The following is a 21,252-nucleotide window of genomic DNA, read 5'->3' on the forward strand; positions in this document are numbered from 1 at the left end:
AGATGGCTCGTTCTTTTAAAGTCTTATCACCTACTGCAATCCTCGGTTATGGCTTCCCTGAAGAGAGCTTCCGCAAAGCAATGGCGGAATCTCCCGACCTGATCGCCGTCGATGCCGGTTCTTCCGATCCTGGACCGCACTATCTGGGGGCGGGTAAGCCATTTACCGACCGCGCGGGGGTTAAACGCGACCTGCGCTATATGATAACCGCAGGGGTACAAAATAATATTCCGGTGGTGATCGGGACGGCAGGTGGTTCTGGTGCTGCCCCGCATCTTGAATGGTGTCGTCAAATTATTCACGAGATTGCGCAAGAGGAAAAACTTTCGTTCTCGATGGCGCTGATCCCGGCGGACGTTGACAAAGCCATCGTCCACCAGGCGCTGGATAACGGCAAAATCACGGCACTGGATTTTGTCCCGCCGTTAACACACGACGCGATTGACGAAAGTACCTATATCGTCGCGCAAATGGGTATTGAACCCTTCCAGCGGGCGCTGAAAGAAGGCGCACAGGTGGTGCTGGGCGGCCGGGCTTATGATCCGGCCTGTTTTGCCGCGCTACCAATCATGCAAGGCTTTGACGAAGGGCTGGCGCTGCATTGTGGGAAAATTCTTGAGTGCGCGGCAATCGCCGCAACGCCCGGTTCTGGCTCTGACTGTGCGATGGGCATCATTGATGACAACGGCTTTACACTAAAGACATTTAATCCGCAGCGTAAATTTACCGAAACGTCAGCAGCGGCACACACGCTGTATGAGAAATCCGATCCCTACTTCCTGCCGGGACCTGGCGGTGTTCTGAATCTGAAAGGCTGCACCTTCAAAGCCGTGAACGACGGTGAAGTTTATGTCAGCGGTTCTAAGCATGAAGAAACGCCATATGCACTGAAGCTGGAAGGCGCGCGGCAGGTGGGCTTCCGCTGCCTGACCATCGCTGGCACTCGCGACCCAATCATGATCGCCGGGATCGACAAAATCATTGAAGAGGTCAAAGCCAGCGTGACGCGCAACCTGTCACTGACCGATGACAGTATTCGAATGACATTCCACCTGTACGGTAAAAATGGTGTCATGGGCGACCACGAGCCCGTGGAAACTGCCGGACATGAACTGGGGATCGTCCTGGATGTGGTCGCACCGACGCAAGAAATCGCCAACAGTGTTTGCTCACTGGTGCGCTCCACTATGTTGCACTATGGCTATGAAAATCGCATCGCCACTGCGGGCAACCTGGCGTTCCCGTTCTCCCCTTCTGATATCCAGAGTGGCCCCGTATACGAGTTTTCTATCTATCACCTGATTGAAGCCAACGACGCACTGCGTTTTGATTTCCATATTGAACAGGTGACGCCAGAAGGAGTTCAGGCATGAAACAGTCTATTGTCTCACTGGCACAGGTTATCCGCTCGAAAAATGCCGGGCCGTACGAGCTGGTGTTAGATATTTTATTTAAAACGAAAGAAAACTATGAGCGCGTTAAATCATCCGGGCAATTAACCCCAGAACTGATTGCTGACTTATATCATGTTGAACCTGACTTTATTCATCGTATTGTCTGGTTTGATCCTTCTAATGCAGTAAAAATCGTCATGCCACGAGATATCATCTCCGGGAATGTGGGCGATAATGATGTTTATGGTGCGCAGCAGCACGCCCCTTTATTAAGCATTCATTTTGATATTTAGTAATTAATACTGTTTAGATTATCAATCCCATAAATGTACCTGCACAGATATTTATGTCAGGTGCATTTATCTAAACATATCAATAAAATAGATTACGATGCGCGCCAATATTATCACAGCAGGAATAAATAGTGGCCTACGTTCCCCTAAAAATCATAAAACAATCACTCGTAATTAAATAATACTTAAGTCAATACCGAATGACAACGTGATATAACTCATCCAGTCTCTGCGGGAAAAAAGGCCTGCCTTATCATTCGGTAAAAATAACCACAATGTGAGAACACATTATGTCTAAACCATTTATCTGGCAAGAACCGTTTTTACAATATAAAGACGCAACGGAATATAAATTAATCAGCAATCAATACATTACAGTAACGGAAATAGACGGCGAAGAAGTGATAAAAGTCGCCCCGGAAGCATTAACGTTGCTTGCCCGGGAGGCATTTTATGAAGCCTCTTTTTTCTTACGTCCCGCTCACCTGCAACAAGTCGCCAGCATTCTGAACGATCCGCAGGCCAGCAGTAATGACAGATATGTGGCCTTGCAGCTACTGCGCAATGCCGAAGTCTCAGCAAAAGGGATATTACCCAACTGCCAGGACACCGGCACCGCCACCATTGTCGCCAGCAAAGGGCAACACATCTGGACCGGAGGCAATGACGCCGAAGCCTTAAGCAAAGGTATTTACACCACTTTCCAGGAAAATAATCTGCGCTTTTCACAAAATGCGCCGCTGGATATGTATACCGAAGTCAATACACAAACCAATCTTCCGGCACAGATTGATATCAGCGCCGTCCCCGGCGACGAGTACCATTTTCTGTGTGTCAATAAAGGAGGTGGCTCCGCCAATAAAGCTGCGCTTTACCAGGAAACCAAATCTCTCCTGCAACCAGAAAAACTGACTGCGTTTTTAATCGAAAAAATGAAATCGCTGGGAACTGCCGCCTGTCCGCCCTACCACATCGCCTTTGTCGTCGGGGGACTTTCTGCCGATCAGGCGTTAAAAGTCGCCAAACTAGCGTCGACAAAATACTACGATAATCTGCCCACCAGCGGAAACGAGCAGGGACAAGCTTTCCGCGATGTTGAGCTGGAAAAAACCTTACTCGACGCCAGCCAACAATTTGGCATTGGTGCTCAGTTTGGTGGCAAATATTTCGCTCATGATATTCGTGTTATTCGTCTGCCGCGCCACGGTGGCTCCAGCCCAATTGCTATGGCGCTCTCCTGTTCCGCCGATCGTAATATTAAAGCCAAAATTAACAAGCACGGTATCTGGCTGGAAAAACTCGAACATAATCCGGGGCAATATATTCCAGCCTCAATGCGGGAAGAAAATCACGCACATAACGTACAGATTGATCTAAATCGTCCATTGCGTGAAGTAATGCATGATCTCGCCACATTACCGATCGGCACCCGTGTGTCGTTAAGCGGCCCCATTGTGGTGGAGCGTGATATCGCCCACGCCAAAATAAAAGAACGACTGGATAACGGCGAACCGATGCCGGATTACCTGAAGCATCATATCGTCTATTACGCTGGCCCTGCGAAAACACCGGAAAATATGGCCTGTGGTTCTCTTGGGCCAACTACGGGCGGTCGAATGGATGGTTATGTCGACGCCTTCCAGGCCGCTGGCGGCAGTCTGGTGATGTTATCGAAAGGCAACCGCAGCCAGCAGGTTACCGATGCCTGTCACAAACATGGCGGCTTTAATCTGGGAAGTATCGGCGGTGCGGCGGCGTTACTGGCGCAAGAATATGTCAAAAGCCTGCATTGCCTGGAATATCCGGAGTTGGGCATGGAAGCAGTGTGGATGATGGAGGTTGAAAACTTGCCCGCGTTCATTCTGGTGGATGATAAAGGCAATAATTTCTTTAGCCAGTTTGAGCAGCAACACCGCTGCGCCACTTGCCCTGCGGGGCATTAATGAAAGTGAACGTTACGATTTAGTCGTGCTGGATGAGCTGACCTTTATGCTGGCTTACCATTTTCTGGATACTGAAGAGGTGAACGCTTCACTGCCAAATCACCCGGTCAGGCACAGCCAGGTATCGACTGGTAATGACTGCGCCTGGCATCTCGCCAGGCGCAGGTTTTACATCTCCTCCGGTACGACCGATTTTGCAAACAACCACTCACGAAAGAGTTGCAAGTGCGGATAATCAGCCTTCTCTTCCCGCCACGTCATAATAAATCGATTGCCGGTGCGAATAGGCACATCACACGGGATCACCATATCACCGCTATCTAAATCGTGTTGAATTGCAAACCGAGGCAAAAGCGCCACACCGAGATTAGATCGCACGGCGGCAATCAGCATTGAAAGTAAATCAAAACGTGGCCCGTTATTCACCAACGGGCTACTAACGCCAGACAATGCAAACCACTCTTCCCAGCCAGTAATACGGGTACTTTGATGCAGCAGTGGTAGCTCACTTAATAGCTCTGCAACAGACAGTTTTTGGTCAGGAAGTGAAAGTAAACTGCCGCTGCATACCGGCAGGATCTCTTCCTCAAAGAGATATTCTACCTCCGACCAGGGCGCGCAAAAATTTTCACGCATAATGACGGCATCGTATTCCCGATTCAGAAAATCCCCGTTATTAGCCAATGAGTGAATATTGACAATAATATCGGGATACAATTTATTGAACTCACGTAAATTGGGGATCAACCAGTGCGTACTGAAAGTCGGATTGACAGCAAGCTCAATAACCTGAACCGTAGGCTGCCAGGTCATGATAGTATTTGTGTCACGTTCAAGCTTATTCAATGTTTCTTTAACAATTCCCAGATAATGCTTTCCGGCATCATTAAGAAATATTCTTCTTTTAGAATGCGCAAATAATGATATATGTAGAAACTCTTCCAGTGCGCTAACTTGCCTGAATACTGCACTTTGAGTTAACGCTAACTCCTCTGCCGCTCTGGTATAACTTTCATGGCGTGCGACTACCTCAAAAGTTACCAGCAATTCCGTTTTGGGTATTTTTCCTCTCATAATGCCGTCCCTTAAAAATAGTTTAAACTATCAAAAAATCATTACTTATTGCTAAGTAATGGCAACCAAAGCAGCGATAAATATTTTATAAAAATCATGAACGATATTTATAACCCACAAGCCCGGCGTGACAATTCTCTCAATCAGATAATAATAATCCGAAAAGCAAAGCGCCCTTCGGATTATTATGATTCGAGTTAAGTGAAGATTATTAAATTGATAGCAATTATCATATCTGTGGATATTATGATAAACAATCAACAAAAAATTTATTTTTGATTTATAGCATATCCTTCTAAGAATTTTTGCGAAGCTGCAATATCTGGGGTAAAGACCCGATCCTGGTCGACAAACGGCACGACTTTTCTATATTCGGTAAACATCGCTTTGGTGGATTTTCCTAATGCCAGTTGTGGATTGGCCTGCAACCGCAAATCGAGAGCCTGTGCGGAATGCATCAGTTCAATGCCATAAATCACGTTCAGATTATCGACAACCTGTTTCAATCTTCTGGCCGCGTGGTCGTTATTGGCACCGGTATCTTCAATACCTCCGGCAACGGGTTGAATATCGAAAGAAACAGGTAACGGGTACGCAGACGAAAGTCGATGCTACTTTGCTGTCACTCGATATTTAATGAACAAGTTTCCGCCAGAGTCACCGCCAGCGGTTGTGCGCGCCCATGCACCCCAGACCCGCAGTCAGGATCCATTTACCCATTATCCTTAAAATAATAAAAATTGGAGCGTGAGAGATAATTCGAAACAGAAAAAACAGGTATGCACAGAAAATTTTAAAATATGGTTCATGGAGAATATGAATTTTCATTTTCCACAAAATGACATCGTGAGGAAGCGCCTGTCGCTTTAAGGATATTGCTGCGGTTATCGACGCCCAGCAGAAAGCTGCCTGCGGTCAGATTTCAACCGTGGTAACGTTTAAGGCATAAAAAAAGGCCATCATAAGATGGCCAACCATGTCGAAACCGACAGCCCTTCGCCATTCCTGTAGAGGGAAGCGGCGAGGGCTATTTCTTATTACAGATATTTATTTCAGAACAGTTTTCAGTGCTTCACCGATGTCAGCCAGGCTGCGAACGGTTTTCACGCCTGCGGCTTCCAGGGCAGCAAATTTCTCATCCGCAGTCCCTTTCCCACCGGCAATGATGGCACCCGCGTGACCCATACGTTTGCCTTTCGGCGCAGTCACACCAGCGATGTAACCCACTACTGGCTTGGTAACGTGCTCTTTGATGTACGCCGCTGCTTCTTCTTCAGCGCTACCGCCGATCTCACCGATCATCACGATCGCTTCGGTCTGCGAGTCTTTTTCGAACATTTCGAGAATGTCGATAAAGTTAGAGCCAGGGATCGGATCGCCGCCGATACCAACACAGGTCGACTGACCGAAACCGTAATCCGTGGTCTGTTTAACCGCTTCATAGGTCAGTGTACCGGAACGGGAAACGATACCCACTTTACCCGGTTTGTGAATGTGACCCGGCTGGATACCGATTTTGCATTCACCCGGAGTGATTACGCCCGGGCAGTTCGGGCCGATCATACGAACGCCTGCTTCGTCCAGTTTCACTTTCACAGTCAGCATATCCAGCGTCGGGATGCCTTCAGTGATGGTGATAATCAGTTTGATGCCTGCATCGATAGCTTCCAGAATGGAGTCTTTGCAGAACGGAGCCGGTACGTAGATAACAGAAGCGGTAGCGCCAGTGGCAGCAACGGCTTCACGCACGGTGTTGAACACCGGCAGGCCGAGGTGGGTAGTACCACCTTTACCTGGGGTTACGCCGCCAACCATTTTGGTGCCGTATGCAATAGCCTGTTCAGAGTGGAAAGTTCCCTGGCTACCAGTAAAGCCCTGGCAGATAACCTTGGTGTTTTTATCAATTAAAATGGACATTATTTCCCCTCCACTGCAGCAACAACCTGCTGCGCTGCATCCGTCAGACCTTTTGCTGCAATAATATTCAGGCCGCTGTCAGCCAGTTTCTTCGCGCCGAGTTCGGCGTTGTTACCTTCAAGACGTACTACTACCGGTACGTTAACACCCACTTCCGCTACCGCACCGATGATACCGTCAGCGATCAGGTCGCAACGAACGATACCGCCGAAGATGTTAACCAGAACGGCTTTCACTTTGTCGTCAGAGAGGATGATTTTGAACGCTTCAGTTACGCGCTCTTTGGTTGCGCCGCCGCCAACGTCAAGGAAGTTAGCCGGTTCGCCACCGTGCAGTTTAACGATGTCCATCGTGCCCATCGCCAGACCTGCGCCGTTAACCATACAACCGATGTTGCCATCCAGCGCAACGTAGTTCAGTTCCCACTGTGCAGCCTGTGCTTCACGCGGATCTTCCTGCGACTGGTCGCGCATTTCGCGCAGATCAGGCTGGCGGAACAGGGCGTTGCCGTCAGCGCCCAGTTTGCCGTCGAGGCAGACCAGATCACCCTGTTTAGTGATGACCAGCGGGTTGATTTCGATAAGCGCCAGGTCGCGCTCCAGGAAAATGGTCGCCAGACCCATAAAGATTTTGGTGAACTGTTGAACCAGCTTACCTTCCAGACCCAGTTTGAACGCCAGCTCGCGCCCCTGATACGGCATCGGGCCAGTCAGCGGATCAAGCGCAACTTTGTGGATCAGGTGCGGAGTTTCTTCCGCCACTTTTTCGATTTCCACGCCGCCTTCGGTGGAGGCCATAAAGACCACGCGACGGGAACTACGGTCAACAACGGCACCGAGATACAGCTCTTTAGCGATATCGGTCGCTGCTTCAACCAGAATCTGGTTAACCGGTTGGCCATTGGCATCTGTTTGATACGTTACCAGACGCTTGCCCAGCCAGTTTTCTGCAAAAGCACGGATGTCTTCTTTGCTGTTTACAACTTTCACACCGCCCGCTTTACCGCGGCCACCAGCGTGAACCTGACATTTTACTACCCACGGACCGGCACCGATTTTTGAAGCGGCTTCTTCTGCTTCGCGCGGAGTAGTACAGGCATAACCCACTGGTGCTGGTAAGCCATAGCGGGCAAACAGTTGTTTTGCCTGATATTCATGTAAGTTCATGTGTTCTGTCCATCCTTCAGTAATCGTTATCTTTTAAACCGTAGACCGAATATGACGTATCGTTTCCGGGCATTGTCGGTCACCTGTAGGCCTGATAAAACGCGCAAGCGTCGTATCAGGCATCGCTTGTCGGATGCGGTGCGAGCGCCTTATCCGACCTACATTGGTGGTCCCCGTAGGCCTGATAAAACGCGCAAGCGTCGTATCAGGCATCGCTTGTCGGATGCGGTGCGAGCGCCTTATCCGACCTACATTGGTGGTCCCCGTAGGCCTGATAAGACGCGCAAGCGTCGCATCAGGCTTCAATTGCCGGAGAAGGCGATAATGTCTTATCCGGTCTACGGTGCAGGTGAAACTTAAACTACTACACGTCCAGCAGCAGACGCGTCGGATCTTCCAGCAACTCTTTGATCGTTACCAGGAAGCCCACAGATTCGCGACCATCGATCAAACGGTGATCGTAGGACAGCGCCAGGTACATCATCGGCAGGATCTCAACCTGACCATTCACTGCCATCGGACGATCTTTGATAGCGTGCATACCCAGAATTGCGCTCTGCGGCGGGTTGATGATAGGCGTAGACATCAGGGAACCGAACACACCGCCGTTAGTGATGGTGAAGTTACCACCGGTCAGATCTTCAACCGTCAGCTTGCCGTCACGGCCTTTAATTGCCAGTTCTTTGATTTTCTTCTCGATGTCTGCCATGCCGAGGGTATCGACATCACGCAGAACCGGCGTCACCAGACCACGCGGCGTAGAAACCGCCATGCTGACATCGAAATAGTTGTGGTAAACCACATCATCGCCGTCGATAGACGCGTTCACTTCCGGGTAACGTTTCAGGGCTTCAACCACCGCTTTCACGTAGAAGGACATAAAGCCCAGACGGATGCCGTGACGTTTTTCAAACGCTTCGCCGTACTGCTTACGCAGATCCATAATCGGCTTCATGTTGACTTCGTTGAACGTGGTCAGCATGGCGGTGGAGTTTTTCGCTTCCAGCAGACGCTCTGCCACACGCTTACGCAGACGAGTCATTGGTACACGTTTTTCGCTACGTGCAGCCAGTGCCGGTTGAGCAGTCGGGGCTGCTGCTGGTGCAGCGTCTTTCGCCGGAGCTTTCGCCAGATGTTTTTCCACATCTTCACGGGTCAGACGACCACCTACACCGGTGCCTTTAATGGCACTGGCATCGAGGTTGTGTTCAGCCAGCAGGCGACGGATCGCCGGGCTTAACGCATCGTTGTTTTGCTCTTCCAGAGAAGCCTGCTGGCGTTGCGCCGGAGTGGACGCTTTCTCTTCAGATTTGGCGCTGGTTTCTTTACCGGCGCTATTGCCTTCACGCAGGCGACCGAGGATCTGACGAGACGTTACGGTTGTACCTTCATCTTCCAGAACCGCATCCAGAATGCCGTCTGCTGATGCCGGTACTTCCAGTACCACTTTGTCAGTTTCGATTTCTACCAGCACTTCATCACGTACGACTGCGTCGCCGGGTTTTTTATGCCAGGTTGCGACGGTGGCATCGGCTACGGATTCAGGCAGGTCAGGGACCAGAATATCTACGCTACTCATTGTGTATCCTTTATTTATTCGACGTTCAGCGCGTCATTAACCAGATCTTGTTGCTGTTTCTGGTGAACGGACATATACCCTACCGCCGGGGAGGCGGAGGCCGGGCGGCCTGCATAACGCAGAGAAGCCCCAAATGGAATCACTTCACGGAAATGATGCTGGCTGCAGTACCATGCGCCCTGGTTGAGCGGCTCTTCCTGGCACCAGACAAAATCCTTGACGTGAGCATATTGCTGCAACACTTCCTGCATCGCTTTATGCGGGAACGGGTAGAGTTGCTCGATACGCACGATGGCGACATCGTGTTGATTGTTCTTACGACGTTGTTCCAGCAGGTCGTAATAAACCTTACCAGAACACATCACTACACGTTTAACGCCTTTCGGATCAAGTTCATCGACTTCACCGATGGCCGGCAGGAAGGTGCCGTTCGCCAATTCGTCCAGCGTAGAAACTGCCAGCGGATGACGCAGCAGCGATTTCGGCGACATGACCACCAGCGGACGACGCATCCCGCGCAGCGCCTGACGACGCAGCATGTGGTAAACCTGTGCCGGGGTCGACGGTACGCAAACCTGCATGTTTTGCTCGGCGCAAAGTTGCAGATAACGTTCCAGACGCGCGGAGGAGTGTTCCGGTCCCTGTCCTTCATAACCGTGCGGCAGCAGCATGACCAGACCACACATACGGCCCCACTTCTGTTCACCAGAAGAGATGAACTGGTCGATAACCACCTGAGCACCGTTAGCGAAGTCACCGAACTGCGCTTCCCAGATGGTCAGAGTGCGGGGTTCTGCAGTGGCATAACCGTATTCGAACGCCAGCACTGCTTCTTCAGACAGAACGGAGTCCCAGACGCGGAACGCGCCCTGACCGTTATGGATGTGTTGCAGCGGCGTGTAAGTGGAACCGTTAGACTGGTTATGGATCACTGCGTGGCGGTGGAAGAACGTACCGCGACCGGAGTCTTCGCCCGACAGGCGAACCGGGATGCCTTCATCAACCAGAGTGGCGTAAGCGAGGTTTTCCGCGCCGCCCCAGTCGAACAGTTTCTCACCAGCAGCCATTGCCTGGCGATCGCCATAAATCTTGGCAACGCGAGACTGCATTTCAATCGCTTCCGGCACCGTGCTGATGCGTTTAGCCAACTCCTGCAGGCGCTTCATCTCAACTTTATTCGGGTACTCTTCGTCCCATTCGTGGTTGAGGTATGGCGACCAGGTGAAGGAGTGCATGTTCATCGGACGCCACTCTGCCACTACGCAATCGCCAGCATCCAGCGCATCGCGGTACAGGTTAACCATCTCGGTGGCATCTTCCAGCGTCACCACTTTTTCCTGCTCCAGCTTGTCAGCGTAGATTTTGCGCGGCGTCGGATGTTTTTTGATTTTCTGATACATCAGCGGCTGGGTTGCGCTCGGCTCGTCGGCTTCGTTGTGGCCGTGACGGCGATAGCACACCAGGTCGATGAAGACATCACGTTTAAAGGTGTTACGGAAATCGAGCGCCAGACGGGTAACAAAGGCAACGGCTTCCGGATCGTCCGCGTTAACGTGGAAAATCGGCGCCTGCACCATCTTACCGATATCAGTACAGTACGGCGTAGAACGGGCATCCAGCGGGTTAGAGGTGGTGAAACCGACCTGGTTGTTGATAACGATACGTACCGTACCGCCAACTTCATAACCACGCGCTTTCGACATGTTCAGGGTTTCCTGAACCACGCCCTGCCCGGTCACTGCGGCGTCACCATGAATGGTGATTGGCAGCACTTTGTTGCTGCTCGGCTCATCAAGTCTGTCCAGACGGGCACGAACAGAACCGATAACTACCGGGCTTACAATCTCAAGGTGAGACGGGTTAAACGCCAGCGCCAGGTGAACCAGGCCGCCATCGGTCTGGAAGTCAGACGAGAAGCCCATATGGTATTTCACGTCGCCCGTGCCGAGGTGTTCTTTATGTTTACCGGCAAACTCGTCGAACAAGTCTTGCGGTTTTTTACCCAGCACGTTCACCAGCACGTTCAGACGACCACGGTGCGCCATCCCAAGAACCACTTCACGGGTGCCGCTGTTGCCAGCGTGGCGGATCATCTCTTTGAGCATCGGGATTAACGCGTCGCCGCCTTCCAGCGAGAAGCGTTTTGCGCCTGGGAATTTTGCGCCGAGGTAACGTTCAAGACCTTCAGCAGCGGTCAGTTCGCTTAAGAAGCGTTTTTTCTCTTCGCTGTTGAACGTCGAGCGACCGGACTCGATACGCTGTTGAATCCAGCGTTTTTCTTCGGTGCTGGTAATGTGCATATACTCGGCGCCAATCGGGCCGCAGTAGGTTTGCTTCAGGGCTTCCAGCAGTTCGCCGAGTTTCATGGTTTCTTTGCCGCTGGCAAATGAACCGACGTTGAAAGTCTCCTGGAAGTCAGCTTCGGTCAGATCGTGGAAAGACGGGTCCAGATCGGCCACTTTATCTTGCTGCCACAGTCCCAGCGGATCGAGATTCGCATGCTGGTGACCACGGAAGCGGTATGCGTTAATGAGCTGCAGGACTTTAACCTGCTTCACATTGGTGTCAGGGTCGGAGATCGTTGAAGAGTAACGTGAAGCATCTTTCGCCAGGCGGCGGAAATATTCACGCGTTTGAGAGTGAAATTGATCCGGTTTGACTCCCGTACCAGGTAACTGCTGGAACGTCGAACGCCAGTTAGCGTCAACCGAGTCAGGATCGGTTAAGAAGTCTTCATAGAGCTGTTCTATCCAGCTCTGGTTTGCGCCAGAGAGGTAAGAAGAGTCCAACCAGGCTTTCAAAGCGCTGTTCTGCATCGTGATCCCTTAAGCATCTTTTTTATGCTTACTTCGCCGTGGATACTACCACGCACATTTCACATCAGATGTGCGTGCCGGGGTTCACTTGTTGCGGACTTGTCGTGTTTTCTGCGTCCGCTAAGGAACCTTTAAAAACTGTCTTAGTGTCAGGGGCAGTTTTTAAAGATTTCCTGCATTTCTTTGTTACGCCTGATGCGCCGTGCTTATCAGGCCTACGGGTAATGACGTGTAGCTATGTAGGCCGGATAAGGCGTTCACGCCGCATCCGGCACTGGTTGCCTGATGCGACGCCTACGCGTCTTATCAGGCCTGGGGCTTACGCATTACGCTGCAATAACATCGACTTGATATGGCCGATGGCACGCGTCGGGTTCAGCCCTTTCGGGCATACACTGACGCAGTTCATGATGCTGTGACAGCGGAATACACTGAATGCATCGCTCAAACCGTCGAGCCGCTCGTCAGTCTCGGTATCACGGCTATCGATCAGGAAACGATACGCCGCTAACAAGCCTGCCGGACCGATAAACTTATCGGGATTCCACCAGAAAGACGGACAAGAGGTTGAACAGCATGCGCAGAGAATACATTCATACAACCCATCGAGTTTTTCGCGCTGCTCTGGCATCTGTAAATGCTCGCGAGCTGGCGGATTTTGCCCATTATTCAACAAGTAAGGCTTGATTTTCTCATATTGCGCATAGAATTGTCCCATGTCTACCACCAAATCGCGGACAACCGGTAAACCAGGTAACGGGCGAATTACAATTTTCTTACCCGGCTGGTTGAGTGCCGAAATCGGGGTAATACAGGCCAGACCATTCTTGCCGTTCATGTTCAGACCGTCGGAACCGCACACACCTTCACGGCAGGAGCGGCGGAACGACAGGCTGGGATCTTTCTCTTTCAACTGGATAAGCGCATCCAGCAGCATCATGTCGCGACCTTCATCCGCTTCCAGGGTGTAATCCTGCATACGCGGAGCATCATCAACATCCGGGTTATAGCGATAAATTGAAAACTCGAGTCTCATTTTCCTGTCTCCGCATTAGTAAGTACGAATCTTCGGCGGGAATGCCGGACGCAGTTTCGGTTCCATGTTGACTTGACGTCGCGTCATGGATTCCGACTCTGGCAGATACAGGGAGTGGCACAGCCAGTTTTCATCATCACGATCCGGGAAGTCGAAGCGGCTATGTGCGCCACGGCTTTCGGTACGGAAGTTGGCAGAAACAGCCGTTGCATACGCCGTTTCCATCAGGTTATCCAGTTCCAGGCACTCAACGCGCTGGGTGTTGAACTCGCTGGAAGTGTCATCCAGACGGGCATTTTTCAGACGCTCGCGGATCACTTTCAACTGCTCAAGACCTTTCGCCATCGCATCACCTTCACGGAAGACCGAGAAGTTATGCTGCATGCATTCTTGTAGTGCTTTACGAATCGCCACCGGATCTTCACCGTTACGGTTGTTGTTCCAGCGATTCAGACGATCGAGAGAAGCTTCTACATCAGACTCGCTGGCATCGCGCAGTGCGCCCTGCTCGGCGATAGACTCTTGCAGATGCAGACCTGCCGCACGACCAAATACCACCAGGTCCAGCAGCGAGTTGCCGCCCAGACGGTTGGCGCCGTGTACTGATACGCAGGCAATTTCACCTACCGCGAACAGGCCAGGGATCACCACATCTTCGCCCTTCTCGTTCACCGTCAGCGCCTGACCAGTCACTTTGGTCGGAATACCGCCCATCATGTAGTGACAGGTTGGGATAACCGGAATCGGCTCTTTCACCGGATCGACGTGAGCGAAGGTACGGGAGAGTTCCAGGATACCCGGCAGACGGGATTCGAGAACTTCTTTACCCAGGTGATCGAGTTTCAGTTTTGCGTGCGGTCCCCACGGACCATCACAGCCGCGACCTTCACGGATTTCGATCATGATGGAACGCGCCACCACATCACGCCCTGCCAGGTCTTTGGCGTTCGGCGCATAACGTTCCATAAAGCGTTCGCCATGTTTGTTCAGCAGATAACCGCCTTCACCACGGCAACCTTCGGTTACCAGTACGCCCGCACCTGCAATACCGGTCGGGTGGAACTGCCACATTTCCATATCCTGCACAGGTACGCCTGCACGGATAGCCATGCCGACGCCGTCGCCGGTGTTAATGTGGGCGTTAGTGGTGGACTGATAAATACGCCCTGCCCCGCCAGTCGCCAGCACGGTAGCGCGAGCTTTGAAGTAAACCACTTCACCAGTTTCAATGCACAGTGCGGTACAACCGACCACCGCGCCATCGGCGTTTTTCACCAGATCCAGCGCATACCACTCAGAGAAAATAGTGGTGTGGTTTTTCAGGTTCTGCTGATAAAGCGTGTGCAGCAGTGCGTGACCGGTACGGTCGGCAGCCGCCGCAGTACGTGCCGCCTGCTCGCCGCCGAAGTTTTTCGACTGGCCGCCAAACGGACGTTGATAGATACGACCATCATCAAGGCGCGAGAACGGCAGGCCCATGTGTTCCAGTTCCAGAATCGCTTCTGGCCCGGTTTTACACATATATTCAATCGCGTCCTGGTCACCGATATAGTCCGACCCTTTTACGGTGTCGTACATATGCCATTCCCAGTTATCTTCATGGGTGTTACCCAGCGCAACGGTAATGCCGCCCTGCGCAGAAACGGTATGGGAACGGGTCGGGAAAACTTTAGAGAGCAGCGCACAGGTCTGGCCGCTCTGGGAAATTTGCAGCGCCGCGCGCATACCTGCGCCTCCGGCACCAATCACAACTGCATCAAATTCTCTGACTGGCAATTTCATCACACACCCCACACCACAACGAATCCATAAATCACGTAAACCACCAGTGCAACGACAATCACCAGTTGCAGAATCAGGCGCACGGCCAGTGGCTTAACGTAGTCGGTCAACACCTGCCACATGCCTATCCAGGCATGGATCAAAATGGAAAACAGTGCCAACAGAGTGAAGACTTTAGTGAACGCAGAGGCAAAGAAACCAATCCAGACGTCATATGTCAGTTCGCCACTGATAGCAAAAAAACCGACCATATAAATGATGTAAAGCGTCAGGACGATAGCAGTAGCGCGAACGAGGATGAAATCATGTACGCCATTGCGTCCTAATGCGGAGGCGTTGCTTACCATACGAGGACTCCTGCAAGAATTGAAAGCACGACAGTAATGACAAAGGAGACTTTGGCAGAGCGTTTACCCGCTTCGAATGTTTCTTCCAGATGGCCAAAATCCATCATCATGTGGCGAATACCTACGACGACGTGATATGCCAGAGCGGTAAGGATGCCCCACATGATAAATTTCACGAAGAAGCTGCCCATAATGGCGGAAGCTTGCTCGAAACCTTCAGGGGAAGAGAGGCTGGTACCCAGAAGCCACAGTAGGATGCCCACTGCAACAAACGTAATCACACCGGAAACGCGATGAAGAATGGACGCTATCGCCGTGATGGGGAACCGGATGGTCTGTAGGTCCAGATTAACAGGTCTTTGTTTTTTCACATTTCTTATCATGAATAACGCCCACATGCTGTTCTTATTATTCCCTGGGGACTACGGGTACAGAGGATAACTTTCTGTTACCTGGAGACGTCGGGATTTCCTTCCTCCGGTCTGCTTGCGGGTCAGACAGCGTCCTTTCTATAACTGCGCGTCATGCAAAACACTGCTTCCAGATGCGAAAACGACACGTTACAACGCTGGGTGGCTCGGGATTGCAGGGTGTTCCGGAGACCTGGCGGCAGTATAGGCCGTTCACAAAATCATTACAATTAACCTACATATAGTTTGTCTGGTTTTATCCAGAACAGTGATCCGGGTCACGATAACAACATTTATTTAATTTTTAACCACCACATTTGACAATCATTCAACAAAGTTGTTACAAACATTACCGGGAAAAGCATATAATGCGTAAAAGTTATGGGGTCACTATTTCACCTAAGATTAACTTATGTAACAGTGTGGAAGTATTGACCAATACATTCGAGACAGTTATTAGTGATAGACAGGTTTAATAATTCGGATTGCTAAGTGCTTGATTCGCCGTTTATTCGTCATCAATGAATTCTTTACCTGCAAGCGCCCAGAGCTCTGTACCCAGGTTTCCTCTCTTCCACAGAGCGGCGAGCCAAATAACAAACGGGTAAAGCCAGGTTGATGTGCGAAGGCAAATTTAAGTTCCGGCAGTCTTATGCAATAAGGCGCTAAGGAGACCTTAAATGGCTGATACAAAAGCAAAACTCACCCTCAATGGGAACACAGCTGTTGAACTGGATGTGCTGAAAGGCACGCTAGGTCAAGATGTTATCGATATCCGTACGCTTGGTTCGAAAGGCGTATTCACCTTTGACCCTGGTTTCACTTCAACCGCATCCTGCGAATCTAAAATTACTTTTATTGATGGTGATGAAGGTATTTTGCTGCATCGTGGCTTCCCGATCGATCAGCTGGCAACCGATTCTAACTACCTGGAAGTTTGCTACATCCTGTTAAATGGTGAAAAACCAACGCAGGAACAGTATGACGAATTCAAAACCACAGTAACTCGTCATACCATGATCCACGAACAGATCACCCGTCTGTTCCACGCTTTCCGTCGTGACTCGCATCCGATGGCGGTCATGTGTGGTATTACTGGTGCGCTGGCGGCGTTTTATCATGACTCTCTGGACGTCAATAACCCGCGCCATCGTGAAATCGCTGCGTTCCGTCTGCTGTCGAAAATGCCGACCATGGCAGCGATGTGCTACAAATACTCCATCGGGCAGCCATTTGTTTACCCGCGTAATGACCTCTCCTACGCCGGTAACTTCCTGCACATGATGTTCTCCACGCCGTGCGAGCCGTATGAAGTCAATCCAATTCTGGAACGTGCTATGGACCGTATTCTGATCCTGCACGCTGACCACGAACAGAACGCCTCTACTTCTACCGTACGTACCGCAGGTTCTTCGGGCGCAAACCCGTTTGCCTGTATCGCGGCAGGTATTGCCTCTCTGTGGGGACCAGCACACGGCGGCGCCAACGAAGCTGCACTGAAAATGCTGGAAGAAATCAGCTCGGTTAAACACATTCCGGAATTTGTTCGTCGTGCGAAAGACAAAAATGACTCTTTCCGTCTGATGGGCTTCGGTCACCGCGTGTACAAAAACTACGACCCGCGCGCCACCGTAATGCGTGAAACCTGCCATGAAGTGCTGAAAGAACTGGGTACCAAAGATGACCTGCTGGAAGTGGCCATGGAGCTGGAAAACATCGCGCTGAACGACCCGTATTTTATCGAGAAGAAACTCTACCCGAACGTCGATTTCTACTCTGGTATCATCCTGAAAGCGATGGGTATTCCGTCTTCCATGTTCACCGTCATCTTCGCCATGGCCCGTACCGTTGGCTGGATTGCTCACTGGAGCGAAATGCACAGCGACGGCATGAAGATTGCCCGTCCGCGTCAGCTGTACACCGGTTATGAAAAACGCGACTTTAAAAGCGATATCAAGCGTTAATCGTTGATTGTCTGGCAGTAAATCTTTCTAACCCGTCTTTTCTATGGCGGGTTATTTTTTATATGCCTGCACGCAAAAAATTGTAAAGATGAAATCCATTATCGGACCAACATAGATATTGTAAAAAAATAACACCGTTCAATTTATAAGCAGACTAATTATTTTTTAATTACCCTCTCCTGATAGCAACATTTTTAACTCCATGAAAATGAGGAACATCTCTAATAATCCCGTCTCCTTTTTATTAAACAATTAATTCATCGCGTCAATTAATTAGACTTGCATTTAATAAAGTTAACAATATTTTAAAATAAAACTAAAAACATTTGATATTCAAATAAGTTATTCTGTATCGCTATATCTTTTTTTTATTTCCTCTAAGGACTCCGTTATGTTTAAAGGACAAAAAACACTGGCGGCACTGGCCGTATCTCTGTTAATTTCTGCCCCTGTTTATGCTGCTGATGAAGGCTCTGGTGAAATTCACTTTAAGGGCGAAATTATTGAAGCGCCTTGTGAAATTAAACAGGAAGACCTTGATAAACAAGTCAATCTTGGTGAGGTAACCAAGAGCCGCATCAACCAGGATCATCACAGCGCATTGACGCCTGTCGATATTCATTTAGTTAACTGTGACCTGCCAGGTTCAGATAACGGTTCAGGTACCCCAATATCAAAAGTCGCAGTAACCTTTGATAGTTCGGCGAAAACGACAGGAGCCTCCCCAATGCTCAGTAACACCAGCGCTGGTGAAGCCACAGGTGTTGGCGTGCGCTTAATGAACAAAGACCAGTCCAACATCACTCTGGGTACAGCAAGTCCTGATATTGGGCTGGAACCCACTGCCACAGAACAAACCCTGAACTTCTTCGCCTGGATGGAGCAGATTGATAACGGTACTCCTGTGACTGCTGGTGAAGTCACCGCTAACGCAACCTATGTTCTGGATTATAAATAATTATAGCGTTGTCATATTTTAGTCTATGCATATGACGGCTTGAGTGATTAAATGTATTATGGCGGCAAGTTAGCCGCCTTTCTTCAAATATTTACCAGGTATGGATGCCGTGAATATTTATCGATTTTCTGTTTTATCCTGCCTGACAATGACTATTTCATCTGCATTGGCGGTGGAGTTCAACCTTAACGTACTTGATAAATCGATGCGCGATAGCGTTGATATTTCTCTGCTCAATGAAAAAGGCGCTATCGTTCCCGGTGATTATTTTGTTAGCGTCGTTGTTAATAATATTCAAATCAGCAGCGGGCAAACTATTCACTGGCAAAAAAACAACGATCAAATAATTCCTTGTATCAATGATTCACTACTGGATAAATTTGGCCTTAAAGAAAAAATCCGCCAGACATTGCCGCAGGTTAATCAGTGTTTCGATTTTAGCAGCCTGCCGGAAATCAACTTTACGTTTGTTCAGACCAACCAACAGCTTAATATCACGATTCCACAAGCCTGGCTGGCATGGCATTCAGACAACTGGGCGCCGCCTGAAACATGGGATGCTGGCGTTTCGGGTATCTTGCTGGACTACAACCTGTTTGCCAGCACTTATCGTCCGCAAGAAGGGAGCAGTAATACCAATCTGAATGCTTACGGTACAACGGGTATTAACGCCGGAGCATGGCGGTTGCGTAGCGATTACCAACTCAACCAGTCCGACAACGGTGATGTGCACAATCAATCCGGGGCTATTTCCCGAACCTATCTGTTTCGCCCGCTACCACAAATAGGCTCCAGATTAACGCTTGGCGAAACCGATCTCAGCTCCAATATTTTTGACGGTTTTTCGTATACCGGTGCCGCCCTGACCAGCGATGACCGAATGCTTCCCTGGGAATTACGCGGATACGCACCGCAAATTAGCGGCGTGGCGCAAACTAACGCTACCGTCACCATAAGCCATACCGGACGCGTCATTTATCAGAAAAAAGTCCCACCGGGCCCTTTCATCATTGATGACATGAATCAGTCTGTTCAAGGCACACTGGATGTCAAAGTGACGGAGGAAGATGGCCGGGTTAATAATTTCCAGGTATCCGCAGCGTCAACGCCTTTTCTGACCCGCCAGGGGCAGGTGCGTTATAAACTTGCTGCGGGTCGTCCGCGCCCTTCTTTATCTCATCATACTGAAAACGAAACGTTTTTAAGTAATGAAGTTTCCTGGGGGATGCTCTCCAATACTTCACTGTATGGCGGGTTGATTCTCGCCGGGGACGATTATCATTCTGGCGCGCTGGGTATCGGGCAAAATATGCTGTGGCTGGGGGCGCTCTCCTTTGACGTGACCTGGGCTAAAAGTCGTTTTGATAATCAACCGGACGAGAAAGGTTACAGTTATCGCGTTAACTACAGTAAACGGATAGATGCCACCGACAGTCTTCTTTCGATAGCGGCGTATCGTTTCTCCGATCGCCATTTCCATAGCTACGCCAATTATATCGATCATAAATACAATGACGCTGATGCTCAGGATGAAAAAAAGACAATCAGCCTTTCCGCCGGGCAACCCATTGCACCGCTGAATCTCAACCTGTACGTCAACCTGTTGCGTCAAACCTGGTGGAATGCGGAGTCTTCCACAACCGCCAATATTACCGCTGGCTTCAACGTTGATATTGGTGACTGGAAAGATATTTCCGTCTCAACCTCGTTTAACACCACACATTACGAAGACAAAGCTCGTGATAACCAGATTTACCTGTCGATTTCATTGCCTGTTGGTAACGGTGGCCGCATTGGTTATGACATGCAGGACAGCAAAAATAGCACCTCACACCGCATGTCATGGAACGATACCCTGGATGACCGTAACAGTTGGGGAATATCAACCGGACTACAATCTGACCGCCCTGACAATGGCGCACAGGTTAGCGGCAATTATCAGCATTTTAGTTCTGCCGGCGAGTGGGATCTGTCTGGTACGTACGCCGCTAATGATTACAGCTCTGCCAGCACCAGCTGGAGTGGCTCCTTTACTGCTACACGCTATGGCGCTGCGTTTCATCGCCGTAGCTCCACCAACGAACCTCGTCTTATGGTCAGTACAGACGGTGTGGCCGACATTCCCATTCAGGGTAATCTCGACTACACCAACCGTTTTGGCATTGCGGTCGTACCGTTTGTTTCCAGCTACCAACCCTCAACTGTCACGGTCAATATGAACGACTTGCCCGACGGCGTCACGGTATCCGAAAACGTGGTCAAAGAAACCTGGACGGAAGGTGCAATCGGCTATAAAGCGCTGGCTTCACGTTCCGGAAAAGATGTTAACGTTATCATCCGTGACGCCAGCGGACATTTCCCGCCACTCGGCGCCGATATCCGGCAAGAAGAAAGCGGAATCAGCGTCGGAATGGTGGGGGAAGATGGCCACGCCTGGTTAAGTGGTGTGGGTGAAAGTCAGCGATTCACAATACGTTGGGGTGATCAACAGCGTTGTTTAATTCAGCTTCCTCAGCACCTGGAAGATATGAGTAAACGCCTGATTCTCCCCTGTCATTAATTAAGGAAAAGAC

General features: G+C 50.2%; 17 protein-coding genes and 1 pseudogene. 8 read left to right on the top strand and 10 right to left on the bottom strand.

What is annotated here, in order from left to right; translation table 11 throughout:
* Positions 1-2: 2 nt before the first annotated feature.
* The 4 genes from A9180_RS11305 (at position 3) to A9180_RS25015 (ending at position 3,865) form a co-directional block, all read left to right on the top strand.
* Complete coding sequence (locus tag A9180_RS11305; protein ID WP_064528867.1) at positions 3-1,373, top strand: acyclic terpene utilization AtuA family protein; 1,371 nt, start codon at positions 3-5, stop codon at positions 1,371-1,373.
* Positions 1,370-1,687, top strand: coding sequence for a DUF4387 domain-containing protein (locus A9180_RS11310; protein ID WP_064528869.1), 318 nt, complete (start codon positions 1,370-1,372; stop codon positions 1,685-1,687). Before A9180_RS11305 ends, A9180_RS11310 begins: the two co-directional genes overlap by 4 nt.
* Positions 1,688-1,974: 287 nt before the next feature.
* Positions 1,975-3,630, top strand: a complete 1,656-nt coding sequence (locus A9180_RS11315; RefSeq protein WP_074399533.1) for a class I fumarate hydratase — start codon at positions 1,975-1,977, stop codon at positions 3,628-3,630.
* 46 nt (positions 3,631-3,676) lie between these two features.
* Entirely contained in the window at positions 3,677-3,865 is a 189-nt protein-coding gene (locus A9180_RS25015) for a hypothetical protein (RefSeq protein ID WP_404825906.1), read from the top strand.
* On the opposite strand, the gene A9180_RS11320 is transcribed toward A9180_RS25015, so the two are convergent.
* The 10 genes and pseudogenes from A9180_RS11320 to sdhC all read right to left on the bottom strand — a co-directional run bounded on the left by A9180_RS11320 (position 3,799) and on the right by sdhC (position 15,745).
* A complete protein-coding gene (locus tag A9180_RS11320; protein WP_064528873.1) occupies positions 3,799-4,704 on the bottom strand; it encodes a LysR family transcriptional regulator in 906 nt (301 codons plus the stop codon). The genes A9180_RS25015 and A9180_RS11320 overlap by 67 nt on opposite strands.
* Before the next feature lie 269 nt (positions 4,705-4,973).
* Positions 4,974-5,279: pseudogene (locus A9180_RS22950) on the bottom strand (aromatic amino acid lyase); the annotation flags it as partial.
* 472 nt (positions 5,280-5,751) lie between these two features.
* Positions 5,752-6,621: a succinate--CoA ligase subunit alpha gene (sucD, locus tag A9180_RS11330; protein WP_064528877.1), complete on the bottom strand. Its 870-nt coding sequence runs from the start codon at positions 6,619-6,621 to the stop codon at positions 5,752-5,754.
* Entirely contained in the window at positions 6,621-7,787 is a 1,167-nt protein-coding gene (gene sucC, locus A9180_RS11335; protein ID WP_001048608.1) for an ADP-forming succinate--CoA ligase subunit beta, read from the bottom strand. Before sucC ends, sucD begins: the two co-directional genes overlap by 1 nt.
* A gap of 364 nt (positions 7,788-8,151) precedes the next feature.
* Positions 8,152-9,366: a 2-oxoglutarate dehydrogenase complex dihydrolipoyllysine-residue succinyltransferase gene (gene odhB, locus A9180_RS11340; protein ID WP_064528879.1), complete on the bottom strand. Its 1,215-nt coding sequence runs from the start codon at positions 9,364-9,366 to the stop codon at positions 8,152-8,154.
* 14 nt (positions 9,367-9,380) lie between these two features.
* Positions 9,381-12,182, bottom strand: coding sequence for a 2-oxoglutarate dehydrogenase E1 component (sucA, locus tag A9180_RS11345; protein WP_064528881.1), 2,802 nt, complete (start codon positions 12,180-12,182; stop codon positions 9,381-9,383).
* A 319-nt stretch (positions 12,183-12,501) separates the two neighbouring features.
* Positions 12,502-13,218 (bottom strand): succinate dehydrogenase iron-sulfur subunit SdhB, encoded by a 717-nt coding sequence (sdhB, locus tag A9180_RS11355; RefSeq protein WP_064528883.1) that lies wholly within the window; start codon positions 13,216-13,218, stop codon positions 12,502-12,504.
* Between the two features lie 15 nt (positions 13,219-13,233).
* Positions 13,234-15,000, bottom strand: coding sequence for a succinate dehydrogenase flavoprotein subunit (gene sdhA / locus A9180_RS11360; protein WP_064528885.1), 1,767 nt, complete (start codon positions 14,998-15,000; stop codon positions 13,234-13,236).
* A complete protein-coding gene (gene sdhD, locus A9180_RS11365; RefSeq protein ID WP_064528887.1) occupies positions 15,000-15,347 on the bottom strand; it encodes a succinate dehydrogenase membrane anchor subunit in 348 nt (115 codons plus the stop codon). Before sdhD ends, sdhA begins: the two co-directional genes overlap by 1 nt.
* On the bottom strand, positions 15,341-15,745 hold the full coding sequence (sdhC, locus tag A9180_RS11370) for a succinate dehydrogenase cytochrome b556 subunit (protein ID WP_064528889.1): 405 nt from the start codon (positions 15,743-15,745) through the stop codon (positions 15,341-15,343). The genes sdhD and sdhC overlap by 7 nt, the downstream gene beginning before the upstream one ends.
* A gap of 380 nt (positions 15,746-16,125) precedes the next feature.
* On the opposite strand from sdhC, the gene A9180_RS24250 reads away from it, so the two are divergent.
* The 4 genes from A9180_RS24250 (at position 16,126) to A9180_RS11390 (ending at position 21,239) form a co-directional block, all read left to right on the top strand.
* On the top strand, positions 16,126-16,233 hold the full coding sequence (locus A9180_RS24250) for a hypothetical protein (protein WP_123057984.1): 108 nt from the start codon (positions 16,126-16,128) through the stop codon (positions 16,231-16,233).
* A 204-nt stretch (positions 16,234-16,437) separates the two neighbouring features.
* Positions 16,438-17,721 carry a citrate synthase gene (gltA, locus tag A9180_RS11380; protein ID WP_064528891.1) on the top strand — a complete coding sequence of 428 codons (1,284 nt, stop codon included), beginning with the start codon at positions 16,438-16,440 and terminating at the stop codon, positions 17,719-17,721.
* A gap of 391 nt (positions 17,722-18,112) precedes the next feature.
* On the top strand, positions 18,113-18,679 hold the full coding sequence (locus A9180_RS11385; protein ID WP_064528893.1) for a fimbrial protein: 567 nt from the start codon (positions 18,113-18,115) through the stop codon (positions 18,677-18,679).
* A 100-nt stretch (positions 18,680-18,779) separates the two neighbouring features.
* Positions 18,780-21,239 carry a fimbria/pilus outer membrane usher protein gene (locus tag A9180_RS11390; RefSeq protein WP_074399538.1) on the top strand — a complete coding sequence of 820 codons (2,460 nt, stop codon included), beginning with the start codon at positions 18,780-18,782 and terminating at the stop codon, positions 21,237-21,239.
* Positions 21,240-21,252: the final 13 nt, after the last annotated feature.

The organism is Escherichia sp. B1147, from assembly GCF_001660175.1.
GTDB lineage: Bacteria > Pseudomonadota > Gammaproteobacteria > Enterobacterales > Enterobacteriaceae > Escherichia > Escherichia whittamii.

Coding starts and splice junctions, on each gene's coding strand:
- A9180_RS11305 (WP_064528867.1), top strand. CDS start 3: ATGGCTCGTTCTTTTAAAGTCTTATCACCTACTGCAATCCTCGGTTAT.
- A9180_RS11310 (WP_064528869.1), top strand. CDS start 1,370: ATGAAACAGTCTATTGTCTCACTGGCACAGGTTATCCGCTCGAAAAAT.
- A9180_RS25015 (WP_404825906.1), top strand. CDS start 3,677: ATGCTGGCTTACCATTTTCTGGATACTGAAGAGGTGAACGCTTCACTG.
- A9180_RS11320 (WP_064528873.1), bottom strand. CDS start 4,704: ATGAGAGGAAAAATACCCAAAACGGAATTGCTGGTAACTTTTGAGGTA.
- sucD (WP_064528877.1), bottom strand. CDS start 6,621: ATGTCCATTTTAATTGATAAAAACACCAAGGTTATCTGCCAGGGCTTT.
- sucC (WP_001048608.1), bottom strand. CDS start 7,787: ATGAACTTACATGAATATCAGGCAAAACAACTGTTTGCCCGCTATGGC.
- odhB (WP_064528879.1), bottom strand. CDS start 9,366: ATGAGTAGCGTAGATATTCTGGTCCCTGACCTGCCTGAATCCGTAGCC.
- sucA (WP_064528881.1), bottom strand. CDS start 12,182: ATGCAGAACAGCGCTTTGAAAGCCTGGTTGGACTCTTCTTACCTCTCT.
- sdhB (WP_064528883.1), bottom strand. CDS start 13,218: ATGAGACTCGAGTTTTCAATTTATCGCTATAACCCGGATGTTGATGAT.
- sdhA (WP_064528885.1), bottom strand. CDS start 15,000: ATGAAATTGCCAGTCAGAGAATTTGATGCAGTTGTGATTGGTGCCGGA.
- sdhD (WP_064528887.1), bottom strand. CDS start 15,347: ATGGTAAGCAACGCCTCCGCATTAGGACGCAATGGCGTACATGATTTC.
- sdhC (WP_064528889.1), bottom strand. CDS start 15,745: ATGTGGGCGTTATTCATGATAAGAAATGTGAAAAAACAAAGACCTGTT.
- A9180_RS24250 (WP_123057984.1), top strand. CDS start 16,126: ATGCGTAAAAGTTATGGGGTCACTATTTCACCTAAGATTAACTTATGT.
- gltA (WP_064528891.1), top strand. CDS start 16,438: ATGGCTGATACAAAAGCAAAACTCACCCTCAATGGGAACACAGCTGTT.
- A9180_RS11385 (WP_064528893.1), top strand. CDS start 18,113: ATGTTTAAAGGACAAAAAACACTGGCGGCACTGGCCGTATCTCTGTTA.
- A9180_RS11390 (WP_074399538.1), top strand. CDS start 18,780: ATGGATGCCGTGAATATTTATCGATTTTCTGTTTTATCCTGCCTGACA.